Source organism: Oleisolibacter albus (assembly GCF_003336875.1).
GTDB lineage: Bacteria > Pseudomonadota > Alphaproteobacteria > Azospirillales > Azospirillaceae > Niveispirillum > Niveispirillum album.
Genome location: NZ_QGNJ01000007.1, coordinates 130,310 through 147,483 on the forward strand (window position 1 = coordinate 130,310; position 17,174 = coordinate 147,483).

9 protein-coding genes are annotated in these 17,174 nt (G+C 69.0%); 2 read left to right on the plus strand and 7 right to left on the minus strand.

The genetic code is table 11. The features are described from left to right. Nucleotides 1–42: 42 nt before the first annotated feature. Nucleotides 43–2,061 carry a TonB-dependent copper receptor gene (locus DK368_RS11520; protein ID WP_240002460.1) on the plus strand — a complete coding sequence of 673 codons (2,019 nt, stop codon included), beginning with the start codon at nt 43–45 and terminating at the stop codon, nt 2,059–2,061. Between the two features lie 305 nt (nt 2,062–2,366). On the opposite strand, the gene DK368_RS11525 is transcribed toward DK368_RS11520, so the two are convergent. Then, entirely contained in the window at nt 2,367–3,347 is a 981-nt protein-coding gene (locus DK368_RS11525) for a glycosyltransferase family 2 protein (RefSeq protein WP_162306000.1), read from the minus strand. A 599-nt stretch (nt 3,348–3,946) separates the two neighbouring features. On the opposite strand from DK368_RS11525, the gene DK368_RS21645 reads away from it, so the two are divergent. Continuing rightward, nucleotides 3,947–4,816, plus strand: a complete 870-nt coding sequence (locus DK368_RS21645; RefSeq protein ID WP_162305990.1) for a hypothetical protein — start codon at nt 3,947–3,949, stop codon at nt 4,814–4,816. Between the two features lie 94 nt (nt 4,817–4,910). On the opposite strand, the gene DK368_RS11540 is transcribed toward DK368_RS21645, so the two are convergent. From DK368_RS11540 to treZ, 6 genes are all read right to left on the minus strand, one after another. Continuing rightward, nucleotides 4,911–5,891, minus strand: a complete 981-nt coding sequence (locus DK368_RS11540; RefSeq protein WP_162306001.1) for a LysR family transcriptional regulator — start codon at nt 5,889–5,891, stop codon at nt 4,911–4,913. A 93-nt stretch (nt 5,892–5,984) separates the two neighbouring features. Next, nucleotides 5,985–6,392 carry a DUF779 domain-containing protein gene (locus DK368_RS11545; protein WP_205028173.1) on the minus strand — a complete coding sequence of 136 codons (408 nt, stop codon included), beginning with the start codon at nt 6,390–6,392 and terminating at the stop codon, nt 5,985–5,987. Between the two features lie 178 nt (nt 6,393–6,570). Then, a complete protein-coding gene (gene adh / locus DK368_RS11550) occupies nt 6,571–8,091 on the minus strand; it encodes an aldehyde dehydrogenase (RefSeq protein ID WP_114394103.1) in 1,521 nt (506 codons plus the stop codon). A gap of 139 nt (nt 8,092–8,230) precedes the next feature. Next, nucleotides 8,231–8,911, minus strand: coding sequence for a response regulator transcription factor (locus tag DK368_RS11555; protein WP_114394104.1), 681 nt, complete (start codon nt 8,909–8,911; stop codon nt 8,231–8,233). A gap of 80 nt (nt 8,912–8,991) precedes the next feature. Further along, nucleotides 8,992–11,379, minus strand: coding sequence for a TonB-dependent receptor (locus DK368_RS11560; protein WP_114394105.1), 2,388 nt, complete (start codon nt 11,377–11,379; stop codon nt 8,992–8,994). Between the two features lie 193 nt (nt 11,380–11,572). Continuing rightward, on the minus strand, nt 11,573–17,131 hold the full coding sequence (gene treZ, locus DK368_RS11565) for a malto-oligosyltrehalose trehalohydrolase (RefSeq protein ID WP_205028175.1): 5,559 nt from the start codon (nt 17,129–17,131) through the stop codon (nt 11,573–11,575). Nucleotides 17,132–17,174: the final 43 nt, after the last annotated feature.

Here is a 17,174-nt window from a genome sequence, read left to right on the forward strand (position 1 = left end):
CACCGGGCCATGTGTGCCCGGATTCCCACCGACAGGACCATCATGCCCGTCATGACCATGACGCCGGCACGCCTTGCCGCGTGCCTTCTGCTGAGCACCGCCGCCACTGCGATGGCGGCCGCCCCCCAGGCCGGCGAAACCCGGACCGACGAAACCCGGGCCGGCGAAACCCTGGTGCTGCGCCCGCTGGTCGTCACCGCCCCCGACACGGTCAGTCCGCTGCAGGTGGAAACCGACCCCAAGCAGCCGCGCCAGCCCGTCCCCGCCAATGACGGGGCCGGCTATCTGAAGTCCATTCCCGGCTTTTCCGTCATCCGCAAGGGCGGCACCGGCGGCGACCCCGTGTTCCGCGGCCAGTCCGGCTCGCGCCTGGGCATGCTGATCGACGGGTCGCCGGTGCTGGGTGGCTGCGGCATGCGCATGGACCCGCCCACGGCCTATGCCTTCCCTGAGGCCTTCGACCGCATCACCGTGCTGAAGGGGCCGCAGAGCGTGCGCTATGGCGGCGGCCTGTCGGGCGCGGCGGTGCTGATCGAGCGCGACACCGCCCGCTTCGACATGCCCGGCCTGCGCGGCAATGCCAGCCTGCTGGGCGGCACGGCCGGGCGCAACGACCAGCTGGTCGATGTCACCGCCGGCATGGCGGAGGGCTATGTCCGCGTCATCGGCACCCGTGCCCACAGCGACGATTACGAGGACGGGGCCGGCCATGATGTGCATTCGGCCTATAACCGGTCCAGCGGCACGCTGGTGGCCGGCTGGACACCGGATGCGCACACCCTGCTGGAAGCCAGCAGCGAGATCAGCGAGGCCCGCGCCGCCTATGCCGACCGCATGATGGACGGGGCCAAGTTCGACCGGAATTCGCACCGGCTGCGCTTCAGCCGCGACGACCTCTCCCCCCTGGTTGCCCGGGTCGAGGCCAGCGCCTATTACGACTATGTCGACCATGTCATGGACAGTTTCAGCCTGCGCCGCTGGACCGGCGGCATGATGGCGCCGCTGAGCAACCCCGACCGCGAGGGCTATGGCGGCCGCACCGCGGTGGAACTGCGCCCGCGGGAGGCGCTGACGGTCACGCTGGGTCTGGACGGCAACCATGACCGGCACAGCACGCGCAATCTCACAGCGGCGGAATACCGGGCCGGGGTGGATTACCGCGACAAGCCGCGCGTGGCCGATCTGGAATTCACCACCCTGGGCGGCTTCATTGAGGCCGACTATGCCCTGGACAAGGATCGGGTGCTGGTGGCCGGCTATCGCCTCAACCGCACGCGGGCCGAACGGCGGAGCGTTGCCAACGCCCCCGAGGACACCGACATGCTGCACAACGGGTTCCTGCGGCTGGAACAGGAGGTGACGGCCGGAGCGGTACCGCTGACGCTCTATGCCGGCCTTGGCCACAGCGAACGTGCCCCGGACTATTGGGAGCGCAACCGGCTGTTCACGCTGACGCCGGAGAAGACCACGCAGATCGATGCCGGTCTGCTGCACCGGTCCGGCCGCTGGACCGGGTCGCTGTCGCTGTTCGCCAACCGCATCGACGATTACATGCTGCTGTCCAGCAGCACCGGCAAGAATGTCGATGCCAGCCAGTGGGGCGGCGAGGCCGAACTGGGCTATGCCATCAGCGCGCAGTGGAGCGTGGACGCCTCGCTGGCCTATGTCCGCGGCCACAACCGCTCCGACGACCGGCCGCTGGCGCAGATGCCGCCCTTCGAGGCCAAGCTGGGCCTGACCTATGACGACGGCACCTGGCTGGCCGGCGGGCTGGCCCGGCTGGTGTCACCGCAGAACCGGGTCGATACGGGCTGGGGCAACATCGCCGGCACCGACATCGGCACCGTCGGCGGCTTCGCCGTCTTCTCCGCCTCGGCCGGCTGGCGCCCGGCCCAGGGCGTGACGCTGACGCTGGGGATCGACAACATCTTCGACCGCACCTATGCCGAGGCGCTGAGCCGGGCCGGCACCGCCAGCCTGGCCGGTCAGGGCTATGTCCAGACCACCCGCGTCAACGAGCCGGGACGCACGGCCTGGCTGAAGGGCAGCGTGAGCTTCTGAACAGGCGCCGCCCGGGGGGCACCCCGGGCGGCTCTCCCCGCTTTGGCGCAAGGGTCGGCCGCCTCTGTCTGGACCCGCACCGGCCGATCAGGATGCGGAACGGGGCAAGACGGGGAAGAACCGCGGATGACGCGGCGCGACGGCACGGCTTGCTGCCATGCCGCCACTGGCCGTTCTGCGGAACGCGATGGCTGAGGCTGGATGGCCGAGGCGGGCTGAACGTCCTTCACCCATTGCGCAAACCGGTGGGTGGCCAGAGCGGTCGCAGCCACCGCCACGCCGGTGGGGAAATCCGCGGCAGGGCATCAGGCCGAACGCCGGTCCTCCCGATCATTCAGACAGGCGGGATTTTCCAGAACCGGCTTGTTCCAGTGATTCTTATGCATTGAGAATTTGACCTTCCACTTCAATGGAAGGTTTTTCTCGTTCGTGCCCAGCTTGTAGGCTGTGAACTTCGCAAAAGTACGGAGCATTGCCGAGGGGATGAGAAACGGGTTTCGGCGAAGCAGGTACTTCAATTCCGAGACAACGAAGGAAAAGCCCTCGCCCGACGTTCCGCCGAATTCCTTGCACAACCAGGCTTCCTGAGCATGCAGCACGCCGATATCGAAACAGCGGCGGAATTCCTGGGCAATCGTATAGCTGTGGGAGTGAAAAGCCGTCGCCTGCCCCGCATAGGCCTTTTTCCAACCGGTCCGCAGCATGCGCCCGGCGACAATCGTATCCTCCCCAAGAATAACACGAGAGGGAAACCCACCGACGTCCCTCAGCGCCTCAATGCGATACGCTGAGAACGAGTTTGAACAGAAGATGGCCTTCAGCCCAAGGCAATGGCTGCTTTCTTTTGAGACCACATAAGAATCTTCTTTATAATTGAAGAGCCTGGCATGGGCCTCGATCAAACCCGCACCGGGACGTGGCAACTGGCGGCCATAAACCATCCCGACTTGGCAATCGTCGAAGGGTTTCAGCAGATTTTCGATAGATTCCGGGGATTCCAGAAAGGCATCCTGGGTCATCAGGACGACGAAATCCGAATTACCCAGAATGTCTATGCCAAGCTGGCGTGTCCGACCATGGTCGAATTCAGATTTCTTGATGGTTACGACCGTCGCCCCATTCTTCCTCGCCAGATCCGGCCCATGATCGGACGAGCTTGAATCAATAAGAAGTATTTTGTGAAATTTGAATGTCTGCCTTCCAAGACTTTCGAAGAGTTTTGCCAAGTCTTCCGCACCGTTGAGGGTAGGAATCAGCAATGATACTCTTTTTCCGGCAACCGACACAATATGTCCTTTCACAAGGCGACCTGCCCTAATAGGATATGAGAACACCTTACCTTTCTCCTAATCAAGCTGTCATGTGTATTTTTTTCGATCAGGCCTCCCATCAACTGCACCGTTTTGCAGAAGATGGCCAAGCCAGTCCGGTGCGACGCCAGATGCGAGGGCAGAAAGCGGATTGACGAACTGAGTGCCTCCGAATTGCACGATGGGACCGTCCGGCTGGTCCACGACCGGCAACCGACGAGACAGGTTCATCCCGCTGGTCTACGCCGACATGTGAGGTCGCCCCCGTTCCCCGGACAGCTGGATAAGTTTGGCTCGCTCGACGGAAAGGGCGGACCGGGTGACGGGGTGTCGGAAGCGGTATTCAGCGAAGTTCGAGGCGCAGGTGGCGTTGGAGGCGATCCGGGGCGGCCGAACCCTGTCGCAGCTGATGGCCCCTTCCGGGCGGCTCTCCCCGCTTTGGCGCAAGGGTCGGGCGGATTCGCCCTGGCCGTCACACAAGTTAAGAATGCTTCTCATTTCTATGAATGCGTGCCAATCTGACGCCAAACACCCGGACCGTCACCTACGGATCGCAACAAAGCAGGACTTCAGCCATGACGAGGATAGCGCCGATCACACGGGGCGGCCTCCTGCCCCTGACCATGCGGCTTCTGGCCTGGCCGCTGGCGGTGTTGCTGCCCGCCCTGTCGGTCCCGGCGGCCGGCCAGGACAGCCCCGCTGCGGCGGCGCAGCGTCAGGAACAGCAATGGCGGGAAAGCGGCGATCCAGACCTGGTCCGGCGGGCGGAAACGCTGGCTGCCCGCCGGGCGGCCCTGGAGGAGCGGGCACGGAAGGAGGACGCGGCCAGAGCCGCCCTTTTCGTCGAATATCGTGATCCGCTGACGCCGAAGCGGGTCGACCGCGTGAGCATCACCGCCAAACGGGACCTGGATCTGGGTCTGCAGGATGCCGAGGAGCGTGCCAATCTGCCGCCCTGGAAGGGGCTGGCGACGCCGCGGCGGCTGGAGGCGGGCGATCCCACCTATCCCGGCTCGGCCGCCATCCTGGAACGCCATGGCTGCCACATCACCGCCGTGGTCAGCGCCGGCATCGAGGTATCCGCACCGGACACCGCCCCCACCCTCAAGGGCAGCCTGCTGACCGCGGATTGTCCCCAGGGCATCCGGGTCAGCAGTCTTTACATCGACCCGACAGGGGCGCGCTTCACCACCCGCCTGCCGGACTGGGCCAATGTCCTGGATCTGGGGGCCGGCGGCGGCGCGACCGCCCGGTTCGAGATCGATCCGCAGGGCGTGCGCAAGGCCTCCTACGACTGGATCTGGCAGAATCACAAACTGAGCATGGAGTTCCTCCTGCCCGCCGATGCGCCGCTGGTCAACGGCCAATGGCCGGAAGCCCTGGTCATCCTGCGGGATGCGGCCAAGGCCATTTCCAGCCGGGCAGGAACGCCGCTCACCCGCTAATGCACCCGCGCAGACGCACAATTGCCGTCATCGCGTCGGAATTTCTGCCGGAGTCGACGCCCGGGGAGCGGCCCGGCAACGGCTCTCCGTCCGCCTATTCCGCCGCCAACGGCAGGGCGGGGGACGACAGGAAAGGGGGCGGCGGAGATATCGCGGGCAGGGCCACCTGGGCCGCGGCCCCTTGAAGAATGCTCAGGAAGCGGCTGTAGATGTCGACCCGCAGATTCTGCGGCGGCAGCAGGGCCACCAGCCGCCGGTCCGGCAGGCCGACGCGGTAGAGCCGCACGGCATGGTTCAGCACCGGGTTGAGCTTGGCCGCCAACGCCGGGACCAGGGCCACACCGGCCCCCGCCTCCACCAGGGCCATGGCGACCTCGTAGGTGCGGGTCTGGCAGAGCACACGGTGGCGTGGCAGCACCTCCCGGTACCATTGCTCGACCCGCCGGCTGTGCTGGGTCCCGAAATTGAAGCGGATGCAGCTGTTCAGCACCCGACGCTGGGCCTCGGGCAGGTCGCGCTCGGGATCGCGCACGCCGGACAGGTCGAGGTCCCGCGGCACCGCCAGCACCTGGGCGTCGGCCAGCAGATCGATCTGGGTGAAGGAGACGCTGGTGGCCGCCACCGAATTAGCCGCCAGCACGGCCAGGGCGACCCGGCGGCCATAGAGCAGTTCCAGCGCCTCGGCCGGCGCCACCTCATGCAGGTCGATCTCCACGCCCGGCATCTCCGCCGCCAGGGCCGGCAGGGCCAACGGCAGCACCGTGCGCCCCACCGAATTCAGCATGGCGACGGAGATGACGCCGCGCCGGCCCTGGCCGAATTCGGTCATACCGGCGCCGATCTCGTCCATCGTGGCCAGGACAGCCTCGGCCTTGCGCAGCAGGAAGCGGCCGGCATCGGTCAGTTCCAGGCTGTTGCCGGTGCGGGCGAACAGGCGCACGCCCGCCTCCTCCTCCAGCCGGGCCAGCTGTTGCGACAGGGACGGCTGGGCCAAACCCAGCACCTTGCTGGCCCGGGTCAGGCTGTCGGAATGGGCGATGGCCCAGAAGATCTCGATCTGCCGCAGGGTCATCATCGGCGAAACCCCTCCGCGTTGCGGGATCGCCGGTGGCGCGTTCCGCATCCTGATGCTAACGGGCCGCCGGCAGGGATGGTCCGGCGCAAAGGGTCAGGGTGCGACGGCGGGAGGCAGGAGGCTGTCGCCGCGCGGCGGCGGTCCCGCCGCCGCCAGCGCCGCCGCCTCGGCATCGGTGAAGACGCGGGAACGGGTGAGAAACCGCACGCCGTCCGGCGCCTCCAGCGAGAAACCGGCGCCGCGGCCCGGAACCACATCGATGATCAGCTGGGTGTGGCTCCAATACTCGAACTGGGCCGCGCCGATATAGACGGCGCAGCCCGCGATCCGGCCCAGCAGCACGTCGCGCGCCCCCACCTTGAACTCGCCGGCCGGATAGCACATGGGCGCCGACCCGTCGCAGCAGCCGCCGGACTGGTGGAACATCAACTCGCCATGCCGGGATTTCAGCGTCCCGATCAGGGCTTCCGCCGCCAGCGTGGCCAGGACACGCTCCACCATCGACATCTCCTGTGCGGGATCTTCGTTGCCGGTTCCCGGCGGGCGGGGCAGCCACCCGCCTGGCCTCCGTCCCCGGGGCGTGTGCCGACGCCGAGGATGACGCACCGGCGGAACGGACGGGCGGCCCCTGTTGGTCGGGGTTCGGCACTGCCGCCCCCCCGACCGCGGGTCCCCCGCCTTAGAAGAAGCCCAGCGCCTTGGGGCTGTAGCTGACCAGCAGGTTCTTTGTCTGCTGGTAGTGGTTCAGCATCATCTTGTGGGTCTCGCGCCCGATGCCGGACTGCTTGTAACCGCCGAAGGCCGCATGGGCGGGATAGAGATGGTAGCAGTTGGTCCAGACACGGCCGGCCTGGATGGCCCGGCCGAAGCGGTAGGCGCGGCTGCCGTCACGGGTCCAGACCCCGGCCCCCAGGCCGTACAGCGTGTCGTTGGCCAGTTCTAGCGCCTCCTCGTCGGACTTGAAGGTGGTGACGGCCACCACCGGTCCGAAGATCTCCTCCTGGAACACGCGCATGTCGTTGCGGCCTTCCAGCACGGTGGGCTGGACATAGAAGCCCTCGGCCAGCTCGCCCTCCAGCTGGGCGCGGTGGCCGCCGGTCAGCACCTTGGCCCCTTCACCCTGGCCGATCTCGATATAGCTGAGGATCTTGTGCAGCTGGTCGCTGCTGGCCTGGGCCCCGATCATGGTCGAGGGGTCCAGCGGGTTGCCCTGACGGATGGCCTGGACCCGCTTCAGCGCCTTTTCCATGAAACGGTCGTAGATCTTCTCATGCACCAGGGCGCGCGACGGGCAGGTGCAGACCTCGCCCTGGTTCAGGGCGAACATGCTGAAGCCTTCCAGGGCCTTGTCCAGGAAGTCGTCATCCTCTGCCGCCACATCGGCGAAGAAGATGTTGGGCGACTTGCCGCCCAGCTCCAGCGTCACCGGAATGATGTTCTCCGACGCGTACTGCATGATCAGCCGGCCGGTGGTGGTCTCGCCGGTGAAGGCCACCTTGGCGATGCGCGGGCTCTGGGCCAGGGGCTTGCCCGCCTCGATGCCGAAGCCGTTGACCACGTTCAGCACACCGGGCGGCAGCAGGTCGCCGATGATGTCCATCAGCGCCATGATGCTCATGGGCGTCTGCTCGGCCGGCTTCAGCACCACGCAGTTGCCGGCGGCCAGGGCCGGCGCCAGCTTCCACGCCGCCATCAGGATGGGGAAGTTCCAGGGGATGATCTGGCCGACGACGCCCAGCGGCTCATGGAAATGATAGGCCACGGTGTCATGGTCGATCTCGGCCAGCGAGCCTTCCTGGGCACGGACACAGGCGGCGAAATAGCGGAAATGGTCGATGGCCAGCGGGATGTCGGCCGCCGTGGTCTCCCGGATCGGCTTGCCGTTGTCCACCGTCTCCACCAGGGCCAGCAGGTCGAGGCGTTCCTCCATGCGGTCGGCGATGCGGTTGAGGATGGCGGCGCGCTCCGCCACCGCGGTGCGGGCCCAGCGCTCCCGGGCCTTGTGGGCGGCATCCAGCGCCAGTTCGATATCCTCGGCGGTGGAGCGGGCCACCTGACAGACGGCGCGGCCGGTCACCGGGGAGATGTTGTCGAAGTAATGCCCGCGCACCGGGGCAACCCATTCGCCGCCGATAAAATTCTCGTACTTGGAGCGCAGGGCGATGCTCGATTTCAGCTTCTCAAGGGCTTGGTGCAGCACGGTCAGGGCCTCCCGCTGATGGTATGCGGCGCCGGATCGTTGCCGGCGCGCGTCTGCAACTGCGGCGGCCACGGTGCGCGCGCGGAAGGATGCGGTAAATTGGACTTTGTGCGGAGACGGGGCCAGTCCGGACTGGGGATCAGCCCGGCAGCGTTTCATCCAGCTGGCGGACGGCGATGCGCACCAGATCGGCCGTGCGGCGCACGCCATAGCGGTTGCGCAGGCGTACCAGCGTGTTGGCCAGGGTCTTGTAGCTGATGCCCAGGCGGCGGGCGACACTGTCCAGCTCCGCCGTCTCGGCCAGAAGCCGCATGATCTCCCCCTCCCGCTCCGGCAGGGGGGCGTCCACATCCCGCTGCGGCCGCCCCGGTCCCAGGGCGGCCACGGCGCAGGCCATGCGATGGTCGAGCCACAGGCGTCCCTCCAGCACCGTTTCCGCCGCACCGGCCATGACGGCGGGATCGTCGGACTTGCAGAGATAGCCACGGACCCCGGCCTCCAGGCAGCGGGCCACGACCGATGGCGCCTCATGCATGCTGAACACCAGCACCGGCGGCCCCAGCGCCACCAGCTGGCGGACCAGATCAAGGCCGGTGGGCGATCCGGGCAGGTTGAGATCGAGAATGACCAGGGCCGGCGGGTCCCGCTCGACCAAGGCCAGGGCCGACGGCCCGTCCGCCGCCTCCACCACGCGGAAACGGCCCAGCGGCGGCTCCAGCAGCCGGCGGCAGCCGGCCCGCACCACGGCGTGGTCGTCCACAACCAGCACATCCACCGCCGGCATGTCCGCCACCGACCTGTCCTCTGCCAGACCGTCCATGCCGTTTCCCCTCCCCGCCGGGTCCCGGGCAGGATAACGGGCGGACCGCCCCCTGCCAATCCGCCCGATCGGTCGCCCCGTCAGAACCGCACCCGCAGGCCGGCCAGGATGGTGCGGGGTGCGCCGGGCGACAGGAAGCGGGGGTCTTCATAGCCCAGCTCCTCGGCCTCGCCATAGAGGCCGAACGTCTCATAATCCGTGTCGAACAGGTTCTCGACCCGGCCGAAGATCTCCACCCGGCCCAGCGTGTAGCCCGCCTCCAGGTTGACGATGGTGTAGCCGTCGATGGTGTCGGTCAGGTTGGCCTCGTCCCCGCGCAGGAACCGGCCGGACGCCGTCACCATTTCCGCCCCCAGGCGGAGATCGTCGGTCACCGCCATCTCCGCCCCCAGCTTCAGCAGATGCTTGGGCACGCCGGGAATGCGGTCGCCCGAGGTCACCGCGATCTCCCCCTCCTCGTCGGCCTCGGGATTGTCCGGGGCCTGGATGGCGAAGTCGGATCTGAAGGTGGCGCGCACGAAGGTGTAGGAGGCGAACCAGCTGATGCGGCCCACGCTCCCCGACAGATTGGCCTCCAGCCCCAGCCGCTCGGTATCGCCCACATTGTCGAAATAGCCGGTGCCGATGATGGGGCCGGCCGAGATGAAGATGATATCGTCGCGGTTGCGGGTGCGGAAACCGGCCAGGGAATAGCGCACATCCAGATCACGCGCCGGTTTCCAGTCGCCGCGCACGCCCGCCTCGATCGTGCGGGCCACCACATCGTCCAGCGGCGGATCGGCCAGGAAGGCGTTGGGGAAGCGGCAGGGCTTGTCCGGATCGGCGCAGGACAGCTCCGCCGGGGTCGGCACGCGGTTGCTTTCGGTATAGCTGGCATAGAGCGTCGCGGCCTCGGCGGCGTTCCAGGTCAGACCCAGGCCGGGATTGAGCCGGTTATAGGCGTGATCGCCGGTGAGGTCGGTGCCGATCTGGTCGCGCAGTTCCAGATCGGCCCGGTTCCAGCGCAGGGACCCGGACAGATGCAGCGCCGGCGTCAAGGACAGGGTGTTGCTGACATAGACGCCATAGAGCCAGCTGCGACTTTTCAGGCCCACATTGAATTCGTCGTTGCCGAGATCGATGCCCAGGCTGCTGGTGCCGCGATCCGGCCCCAGCACGCCCAGTTCCGTGCCACTGCCATAGCGGGTGCGGGCATAATCCACGGTGGCGCCGCCGATCAGGATATTGTCCATGCCGCCCAGTCTGCCGGTCCAGGCCAGCTGGCCGCTGGCGCCCCAGCCATCGGTCTTGGTGCGGGTGCGGTTGAAGACGGCGTTGGGCTCGTCCTCCAACTCCTCCACCGGATTGCCATTGGCATCGACCAGGACAGAGGGCGTGCCCTCCACCTCCGGTCCGTCATCCTCCTCCTCGATCTCGGCGCCGAAGCAGAGCGCCTCGGCCGGCGGGGTGAAGCCGGGCACCAGCCCGACGAAATCCTCGCACTCCTCGAATTCGGCCTGGTCGCCATTGGCCGTGGTGCGCTTGAGATGGCGGTAATAGCCCCCGCCCTGGAGCAGCAGGCTGTCACTGATGTCGGTAGAGCCGCGCAGGGCGGCGGCGAACAGCTTGCTGTCGGTGATGTCGGGATAGGTGAACACCGCTTCCCGCCGCTGGGCCAGCAGATCGGCAGGGGACGGGCCGTTGCCCGCCAGTTCCGACTTGGCGCCGGTCAGGCTGAGACCGACCTCGCTGCCGGCCGGGCTGCGCCAGGACAGATCGGCGAAGCCGCGGCGGATCTCGCTGTCGCTATGGTCGCGCCAACCGTCATCCTCCAGATAATTGGCGCCGCCATAGAAGCCGACAGGGCCGCTGCTGCCGCCATATTCGGCCGTGGCGAAGCGACGGCCATGGGAGCCGGCGCCCAGTTCCACCATGCCGCCGGGGGCGGTGAAGCCGTTCTTCATGGTCAGCACCACGGCACCGCCGATGGTGTTGGGACCGTAGACAGGATTGGAGCCGGGGATCACCTGCATGCGGTCGATGGCGAAGCCGGGCAGCAGATCCCACTGCACCACATCGCCGAACGCCTCGTTGGCGCGCATCACCCCCTGATAGACAGCGACCCCCTGCGGCTCGCCCAGGGCCGGGGCGGCGGTGAAGCCACGGATGGTGACACCCTGCTGCAGCGGGTTGCCGAGACTGTCCACCGAGGAGACGCTGCCCAGGCGACGGGTCAGCGCCTCCACCGCCGTCCCCAGGCCGGGACGCTCGATCTCCTCCGTGCCCAGGGTCTGGACATTGGACGGCACACGGGACAGAGGCACGCCACTGCCCGAGGGGGCGATGCCGATCACCACCACCTCTTCCAGCATCGCCACGTCCGTGCGGCCGTCCGCTGTCTGCTGCGCCGAGGTTGGAAGCGGCGCCAAGGCGGTGCCGGCCAGCATCAGCATGGCCGCGCGCGCGGCCCCATCCCGGTATCTGCGCATGGGCTCTCCCCGTTCCCGCCGTCGGACGCGGCTTTTCCTTGCTGTTCAGGGGACAGGAAAGCACCCGGTGCCGCAATTGGCCTAGGGATGTAGAAAAATGTCCCGACGCCCGCCGGGCCAGGACTCCAAGCCCTTATCCGGCGTCGGATAATCCGGCGTAAGCCAGGATGGGCCGCGGTCAGGCCGGCCGCGGTCAGGCCGAAAGGCGTCCTCTGCGGTGTTCGGCGGCGAAGATGTCGCTCAGGACCTGCAGGCGCGGACTGGTGGCGAAATCCTCCAGCGACAGGGTCAGCTTGCGCCGCCAGTTCGGGAACTGGGCGCCGGTGCCCGGCACATTGACCGGGTCCACATCGCCGCTGATATCGTCCAGCTGGGCCAGGGCCAGGGCGGCACGGCCGCGGGCCAGGAAGGCATGGGCGGCCACGAACAGGGCATCGTCCCCGATCGCGTCGAGATCGCCCGCGTCGGGCAACAGCCCTTCACCGCGCAGGGCCTGGACCAGACAGGCCCGGTCGCGGGCGCGGCGCTGCCGCTGGCGCTCCGCCTCCCCCGCCGCCGGAAACAGGCCCAGCCGGTCCTTGAGTCCGATCTCGGCCCCGGCCCACCAGGCCGGAAGCGTGGGCAGGTCGTGGCTGGCGATGACGGCCAGGGACAGCGGCGGATAGGCGTCCGGCGCCTTGAACGTCCCCTGCTCCATATCCTGTTCGAAATAGAGCACGCGGTAGGAGAGCACCCGGGCCGCGGCCATGCGCTCACGGAAGCCGGGCGGCACCGTGCCCAGATCCTCCCCCACCACCAGACAGCGGTTGCGCTGGCTTTCCAGCGCCAGGATGCCCACCATCTCCTCCAGCGGATAGGCGACATAGCCGCCCTGCCGGGGCGAGGCGCCCTTGGGCACCCAGTAGAGATGCTGCAGGGCCATGGCGTGGTCGATGCGCAGGCCGCCGGCATGGCGCATGTTGGCCCGGAGCAGGTCGATGAAGCTGCGGTAGGCCTCGTCCCGCAGGGCGGCGGGGTTCCAGGGCGGCAGCCCCCAATCCTGGCCGCCGGGCATGAAGATGTCCGGCGGCGCGCCCACATGGGCATGGGAAACCACGGCCCGGGGGTTGGCCCAGGTCTCCGCCCCCGCCGCGTCGGCGCCCACGGCCAGATCGCGGTAGAGACCGATCTCCATGCCGGCGTCGCGGGCCTGCGCCGCGGCAACGCCCAGCTGGCGGTCGGCCTCCCATTGCAGCCAGACCATGAAGTCGATGACGTGCCGGTGGTCCGCGGCGAAGCGGGCCACGTCCGGCGAGTCCGGGCGGCGGAAGACCTCCGGCCAGTCATGCCAGTCCGCCCGGCCCTGCTCGGCGAAATGGCGGCGCAGGGCCAGGAACAGGCAGGGACGCTCCAGCCGCTCCCCCTGCTCGCGCCGGAACGTCTCGAACGCCTGCCAGCGCGGCGCGCCGGCCGCCGCCCGGCAGCTGTTGAACAGCGCCCCCAGCGCCTGCATCTTCAGGTCGGCCACGGCGCTGTAGTCCACCTGCGCCCCCTGCCGGGCCGCCTCCAGCCGGGCCTGGACGTCCGTTGCGGCCACGAGCGCCTGCACCTCGGCACAGCCGGCGAACTCCGGCACCGCCGTCACGTCGATGGACAGCACGTTCAGCAGCAGGCGGCTGGCCGGGGAATAGGGGCTGGCATGTTCCGGATCATCGGGGAACAGGGCGTGCAGCGGATTGAGGCCGATCACACCGGCCCCGCGGTGCGCGGCCAGATCCACCAGCGTGCGCAGGTCACCGAAATCGCCAATGCCCCAGTTGGTGGCGGAGCGCACGGTATAGAGCTGGGCCGCCAGCCCCCAGAGGCGGCCGCCCGCCGCCAGCGTCGGCGGCAGCCAGCAGCGGCCGGGGGAGACGATCAGCGCCATGGTCCGGCCCGCCGCCTCCAGCCGGTGATAGCCGTCGGGCAGGTCGTCCGGCAGGGCCAGGGACAGGCGATGGAAGCCGCGCCCGTCGATCTCCAGCGTGTCGAGGGGCCGGAGATCGCGGGCGGTCCCCGTGCGTTCACCGCCCTGCTCCAGCAACAGCCGCCAGTCCAGACTGTCACTGCCGGCGGGCAGGACGACCGGCAGGGTCCAGCGGCCGGCGGCCCGGTCGAGCACGGCCACGGGCGGCAGGATGCGCTCCACCTCCTCCCGGTCCAGGGCGGCGAGGTAGCAGGCCGCCGACTCCTCGTCCGCCGCATCGCCCCCTATGGCGACGCCCATGGCCGCCAGCAGGCGGCGCTTGGTTCCAGCCGAGGTCCGCACCGGCCGACCGGTGGCGTCGTCATAGCCGGGTTCGATGCCCAGCCGCCCGGCCAGCCGGTCGAGGGCAGTGGCAGTGGCAGTGGCGGCCTCATCCTCCGCCTGACCGCCGCCGGGTCCGCCATCCGGCATGCCCGCGGGTTCCAGCGACCAGCGCACGGCCCAGGGGCCGAAGCGGCCATCGTCGCCCACCGCTCCCTCGTGCCAGATCTCACGGCCGGCCGGCGCGGGGAAACCCTCCACCGGGTCCGGCGAAAGGTTGGCGGCCAGGGTCAGGACCAGACTATCAGCCAGCGGCCAGCGCACCAGCACGCCGGTGGCGCCGATGCGCCGATAGCGGCCGGAGCGGGCGCCGGCCAGACGCGGCACGATCTCCGCCCGCCGCACGGCCAGCACGCGGACATACCAGTCGAGCCAATCGGCATGGACGGGATCGGACAGGGCCTGCCAGTCCAGCGTGGCGGAGCGGAACGTCTCCTCCGCCATGGGATCGGGGATGCGGGCGCGGGCGGCCTCGTCCTGGAATTCGGGGAAGCGGGCGAACTCCTTGCGCCGTCCCTCACGCACGGCGTCGGCCAGATCGGGGCCGAAATCGCAGAAGAAGGGGAAGGGCCGCGCCGTCGCCCATTCCTCCCCCATGAACAGCATGGGGATCTGCGGCCCCAGCAGATAGAGGCAGGCCGCGGCCCGCACGGCCTCCGCCGGTGCGCACTGGGCGATGCGGTCGCCGAAGGCGCGGTTGCCGACCTGATCGTGATTCTGCAGGAAGGCGACGAAGGCGGTGGGCGGCAGATGCGCGCTGGGCTGGCCCCGCTCCTCCCCGCGATAGGGCATCATCTCGCCCTGGAAGGCGAAGCCCTCGGCCAGGGCGCGCCCCAGCTTGTCCACATCGCCGGCATAATCGCCGTAATAGCCGGCGCTCTCTCCGGTCGCGGCCACATGCAGCACATGGTGCATGTCGTCGTTCCACTGGGCGGTGTAGTGGCGCGGCCGGCCCTGCTCGTCCCGCTCCAGCCGGCTGGCCTGGTTCTCCTCGTTCTCCAGCAGCAGATGCACCGGGCGGTCACCGGCGACGGCGCGCACGCGCTCGGCCAGCTCGTCCAGCAGATGACGGTCGCCGGAATCGAGGATGGCATGGACGGCGTCCAGACGCAGGCCGTCGAGATTGAACTCCTCGATCCAGTAGAGGGCGTTGTGGATGACGAAGGCCCGCACCACGGCGCTGCCGACATCATCGTAGTTCACGGCGGCGCCCCAGGGGGTGTGGTGCTTCTCGGTGAAGACCTGCGGCGCGTAGAGGGGCAGGTAGTTCCCCTCCGGCCCGAAATGATTGTAGACCACATCCAGAAGGACACTCAGGCCCTTGGCATGGGCGGCATCGACCAGGGCCTTGAAGTCCTCCGGACGGCCATAGGCGCTGTCGGGCGCGTAGGGCAGCACGCCGTCATAGCCCCAGTTGCGCCCGCCGGGGAAATCGGCCACCGGCATGATCTCGATGGCGGTGACGCCGAGCCGCACCAGATGGTCCAGCCGGCCGATGGCGGCGCAGAAGGTGCCCTCCGGCGTGAAGCTGCCGATATGCAGCTCGTAGAGCACCGTCTCCTCCCAGGGCCGGCCCTGCCAGTCCAGGCAACGCCAGCGGAAGGCCATGGGATCGACGACCTGGCTGGGGCCGTGCACATCCTCGGGCTGGTGGCGGGAGGCGGGGTCGGGCACGGCCATGCCGTCGGCCAGCAGGAACCGGTAGCGGCTGCCCGGTCCGGCGCGGTCGGTCACCAGACCGTGCCAGCCATCCTCCCCACGCTCCAGCGGCAGCGGCTCGTCCTGGCCGTCCAGCGACAGGCGGATGCTGTCCTGGGCCGGCGCCCACAGGCGGAAACGCACCTGACCATCGGGTTGCAGCTCGGCCCCGAACGGCATGCGGTGGGCACGGTGCGCCGGCGCCGCGGCGGGGATCGAGCCAGGGGCAGAGGAAGCGGCGGAGACGGGAACGGACACGGGGGCCGGCTGCGCCGCCACAGGCTCCTCCAGGATGGCCAGAACCCCGGCCAGAGGGATATCCACCCAGTCCGGCCGGTTGGCGACCTCATACGCCACCTCGTACAGCGCCTTTTCCAGCATGAAGAAGCGGATCAGCCGCACCGTGTCCACCGGATCGGCGGCACAGCCGGGGCACCCTTCGGACGCGGCGAGATAGGCGGTCAGGAAGCCACGGCTGGCGTCGCGGGCCCAGGCGGCGAGACGGCCCTGCAGGGCGGCACCGCCGGGACCACGGGCCACCGCGGCGGCGGCGTAGGAGAAGGAGCGCAACATGCCGGCCACGTCACGCAGCGGGCTGTGCTTGGCCCGGCGTTCGGCCAGGGGACGCAGCGGCTCGCCTTCGAAGTCGATGAGGACGGCATCGCCGCCATCGGCCGTCACCAGCACCTGTCCCAGATGGTAGTCGCCGTGGTGGCGGGTCTTGGCCACGGCCAGATCCCGCGGCAGCAGGGCGGCGAGATGGTCCGGCAGATTGTCACGCCGGGCCAGCAGCCGCTCCGCCAGGGAGCGGGCCGGCGGCGTCAACCCGTCCAGGGAGGCGGCCAGCCCGTCCAGCGCCCGCCGCCCCATGGCAAGAGCACCCGCCCGCCAGCCGTCCAGATCGGTGTTGTCCACCGCCTCCGGCCAGATGTCCGGCCCCCAGCTCTGCGAGGCGCTGCCGTCGGCCGCCAGGGCCCGGTGCAGCTCCGCCGTGCGGCGGCCCAGCTGGTGGACCCAGGCCAGCGTGTCCTCGTCGCGGCGCAGCCGCTCCAGCATCCAGGACCAGCCGTCGCCCCGGTTGGCGACGAAGCCCTGAAGCACGGCCAGGGTGGTCGGCTCCTCCCCCGCACCGCCCGGCAGGTCGAAAGCGCCCAGCAGCGGCGGTGTCGCGGTGAACCCGCGCTGTTGCAGCAGCGCCCCCATCTCCCGCTCGGGATGGATGCCGGGTTCCAGCTTGCGGAAGACCTTGAGGATGGCATCCTCGCCGATGCGCAGCGAGGTGTTGGACTGCTCCGCCGTCCCGCGGCGGATCGGGAGCTCAGCCGCGGGTTCCCCGCCGCGCATGGCGGCGGTGAAGGCGCGCACGAAAGCGTCGGAGGCGAAGGCATCGGCCAGCACCGCCTGCTCCGCCGGATGCGCCTCGGCCAGGATGGCGGCATCCCGCCCGGCCAGATCAGCGCGCGGCAGCAGGGCCAGGGGCACGAACAGACGGAACGGGCTGCCGCCGGGCGGCTGCACCCGCCATACCGCCAGGGCGGCCGGATGCTGCGGCAGGGCGAACGGCTCCAGCCGGTCGAGGCCGACCTGGGGCGGGCCGGCATCCTTGGCCGGATACCAGCGCTGCCGCATCAGGAAGGCCGGCAGATGCATATCCGCCAGGGCTTCGAGGCCGGGCGGCCAGGACGAGGCGTCAGGCGAGGGGGCGGCAGTCCACGGGGAAGCGTTCATGGCGGTGTCCGGCAACGGAAAACAGCACCATGAAACAGCAGAG

What these genes read in the sequence shown, in the direction of transcription:
- DK368_RS11520 (WP_240002460.1), top strand. Translation starts at nt 43, where the DNA reads ATGCCCGTCATGACCATGACGCCGGCACGCCTTGCCGCGTGCCTTCTG.
- DK368_RS21645 (WP_162305990.1), top strand. Translation starts at nt 3,947, where the DNA reads ATGACGAGGATAGCGCCGATCACACGGGGCGGCCTCCTGCCCCTGACC.
- DK368_RS11540 (WP_162306001.1), bottom strand. Translation starts at nt 5,891, where the DNA reads ATGATGACCCTGCGGCAGATCGAGATCTTCTGGGCCATCGCCCATTCC.
- DK368_RS11545 (WP_205028173.1), bottom strand. Translation starts at nt 6,392, where the DNA reads ATGGTGGAGCGTGTCCTGGCCACGCTGGCGGCGGAAGCCCTGATCGGG.
- DK368_RS11555 (WP_114394104.1), bottom strand. Translation starts at nt 8,911, where the DNA reads ATGGACGGTCTGGCAGAGGACAGGTCGGTGGCGGACATGCCGGCGGTG.
- DK368_RS11560 (WP_114394105.1), bottom strand. Translation starts at nt 11,379, where the DNA reads ATGCGCAGATACCGGGATGGGGCCGCGCGCGCGGCCATGCTGATGCTG.
- treZ (WP_205028175.1), bottom strand. Translation starts at nt 17,131, where the DNA reads ATGAACGCTTCCCCGTGGACTGCCGCCCCCTCGCCTGACGCCTCGTCC.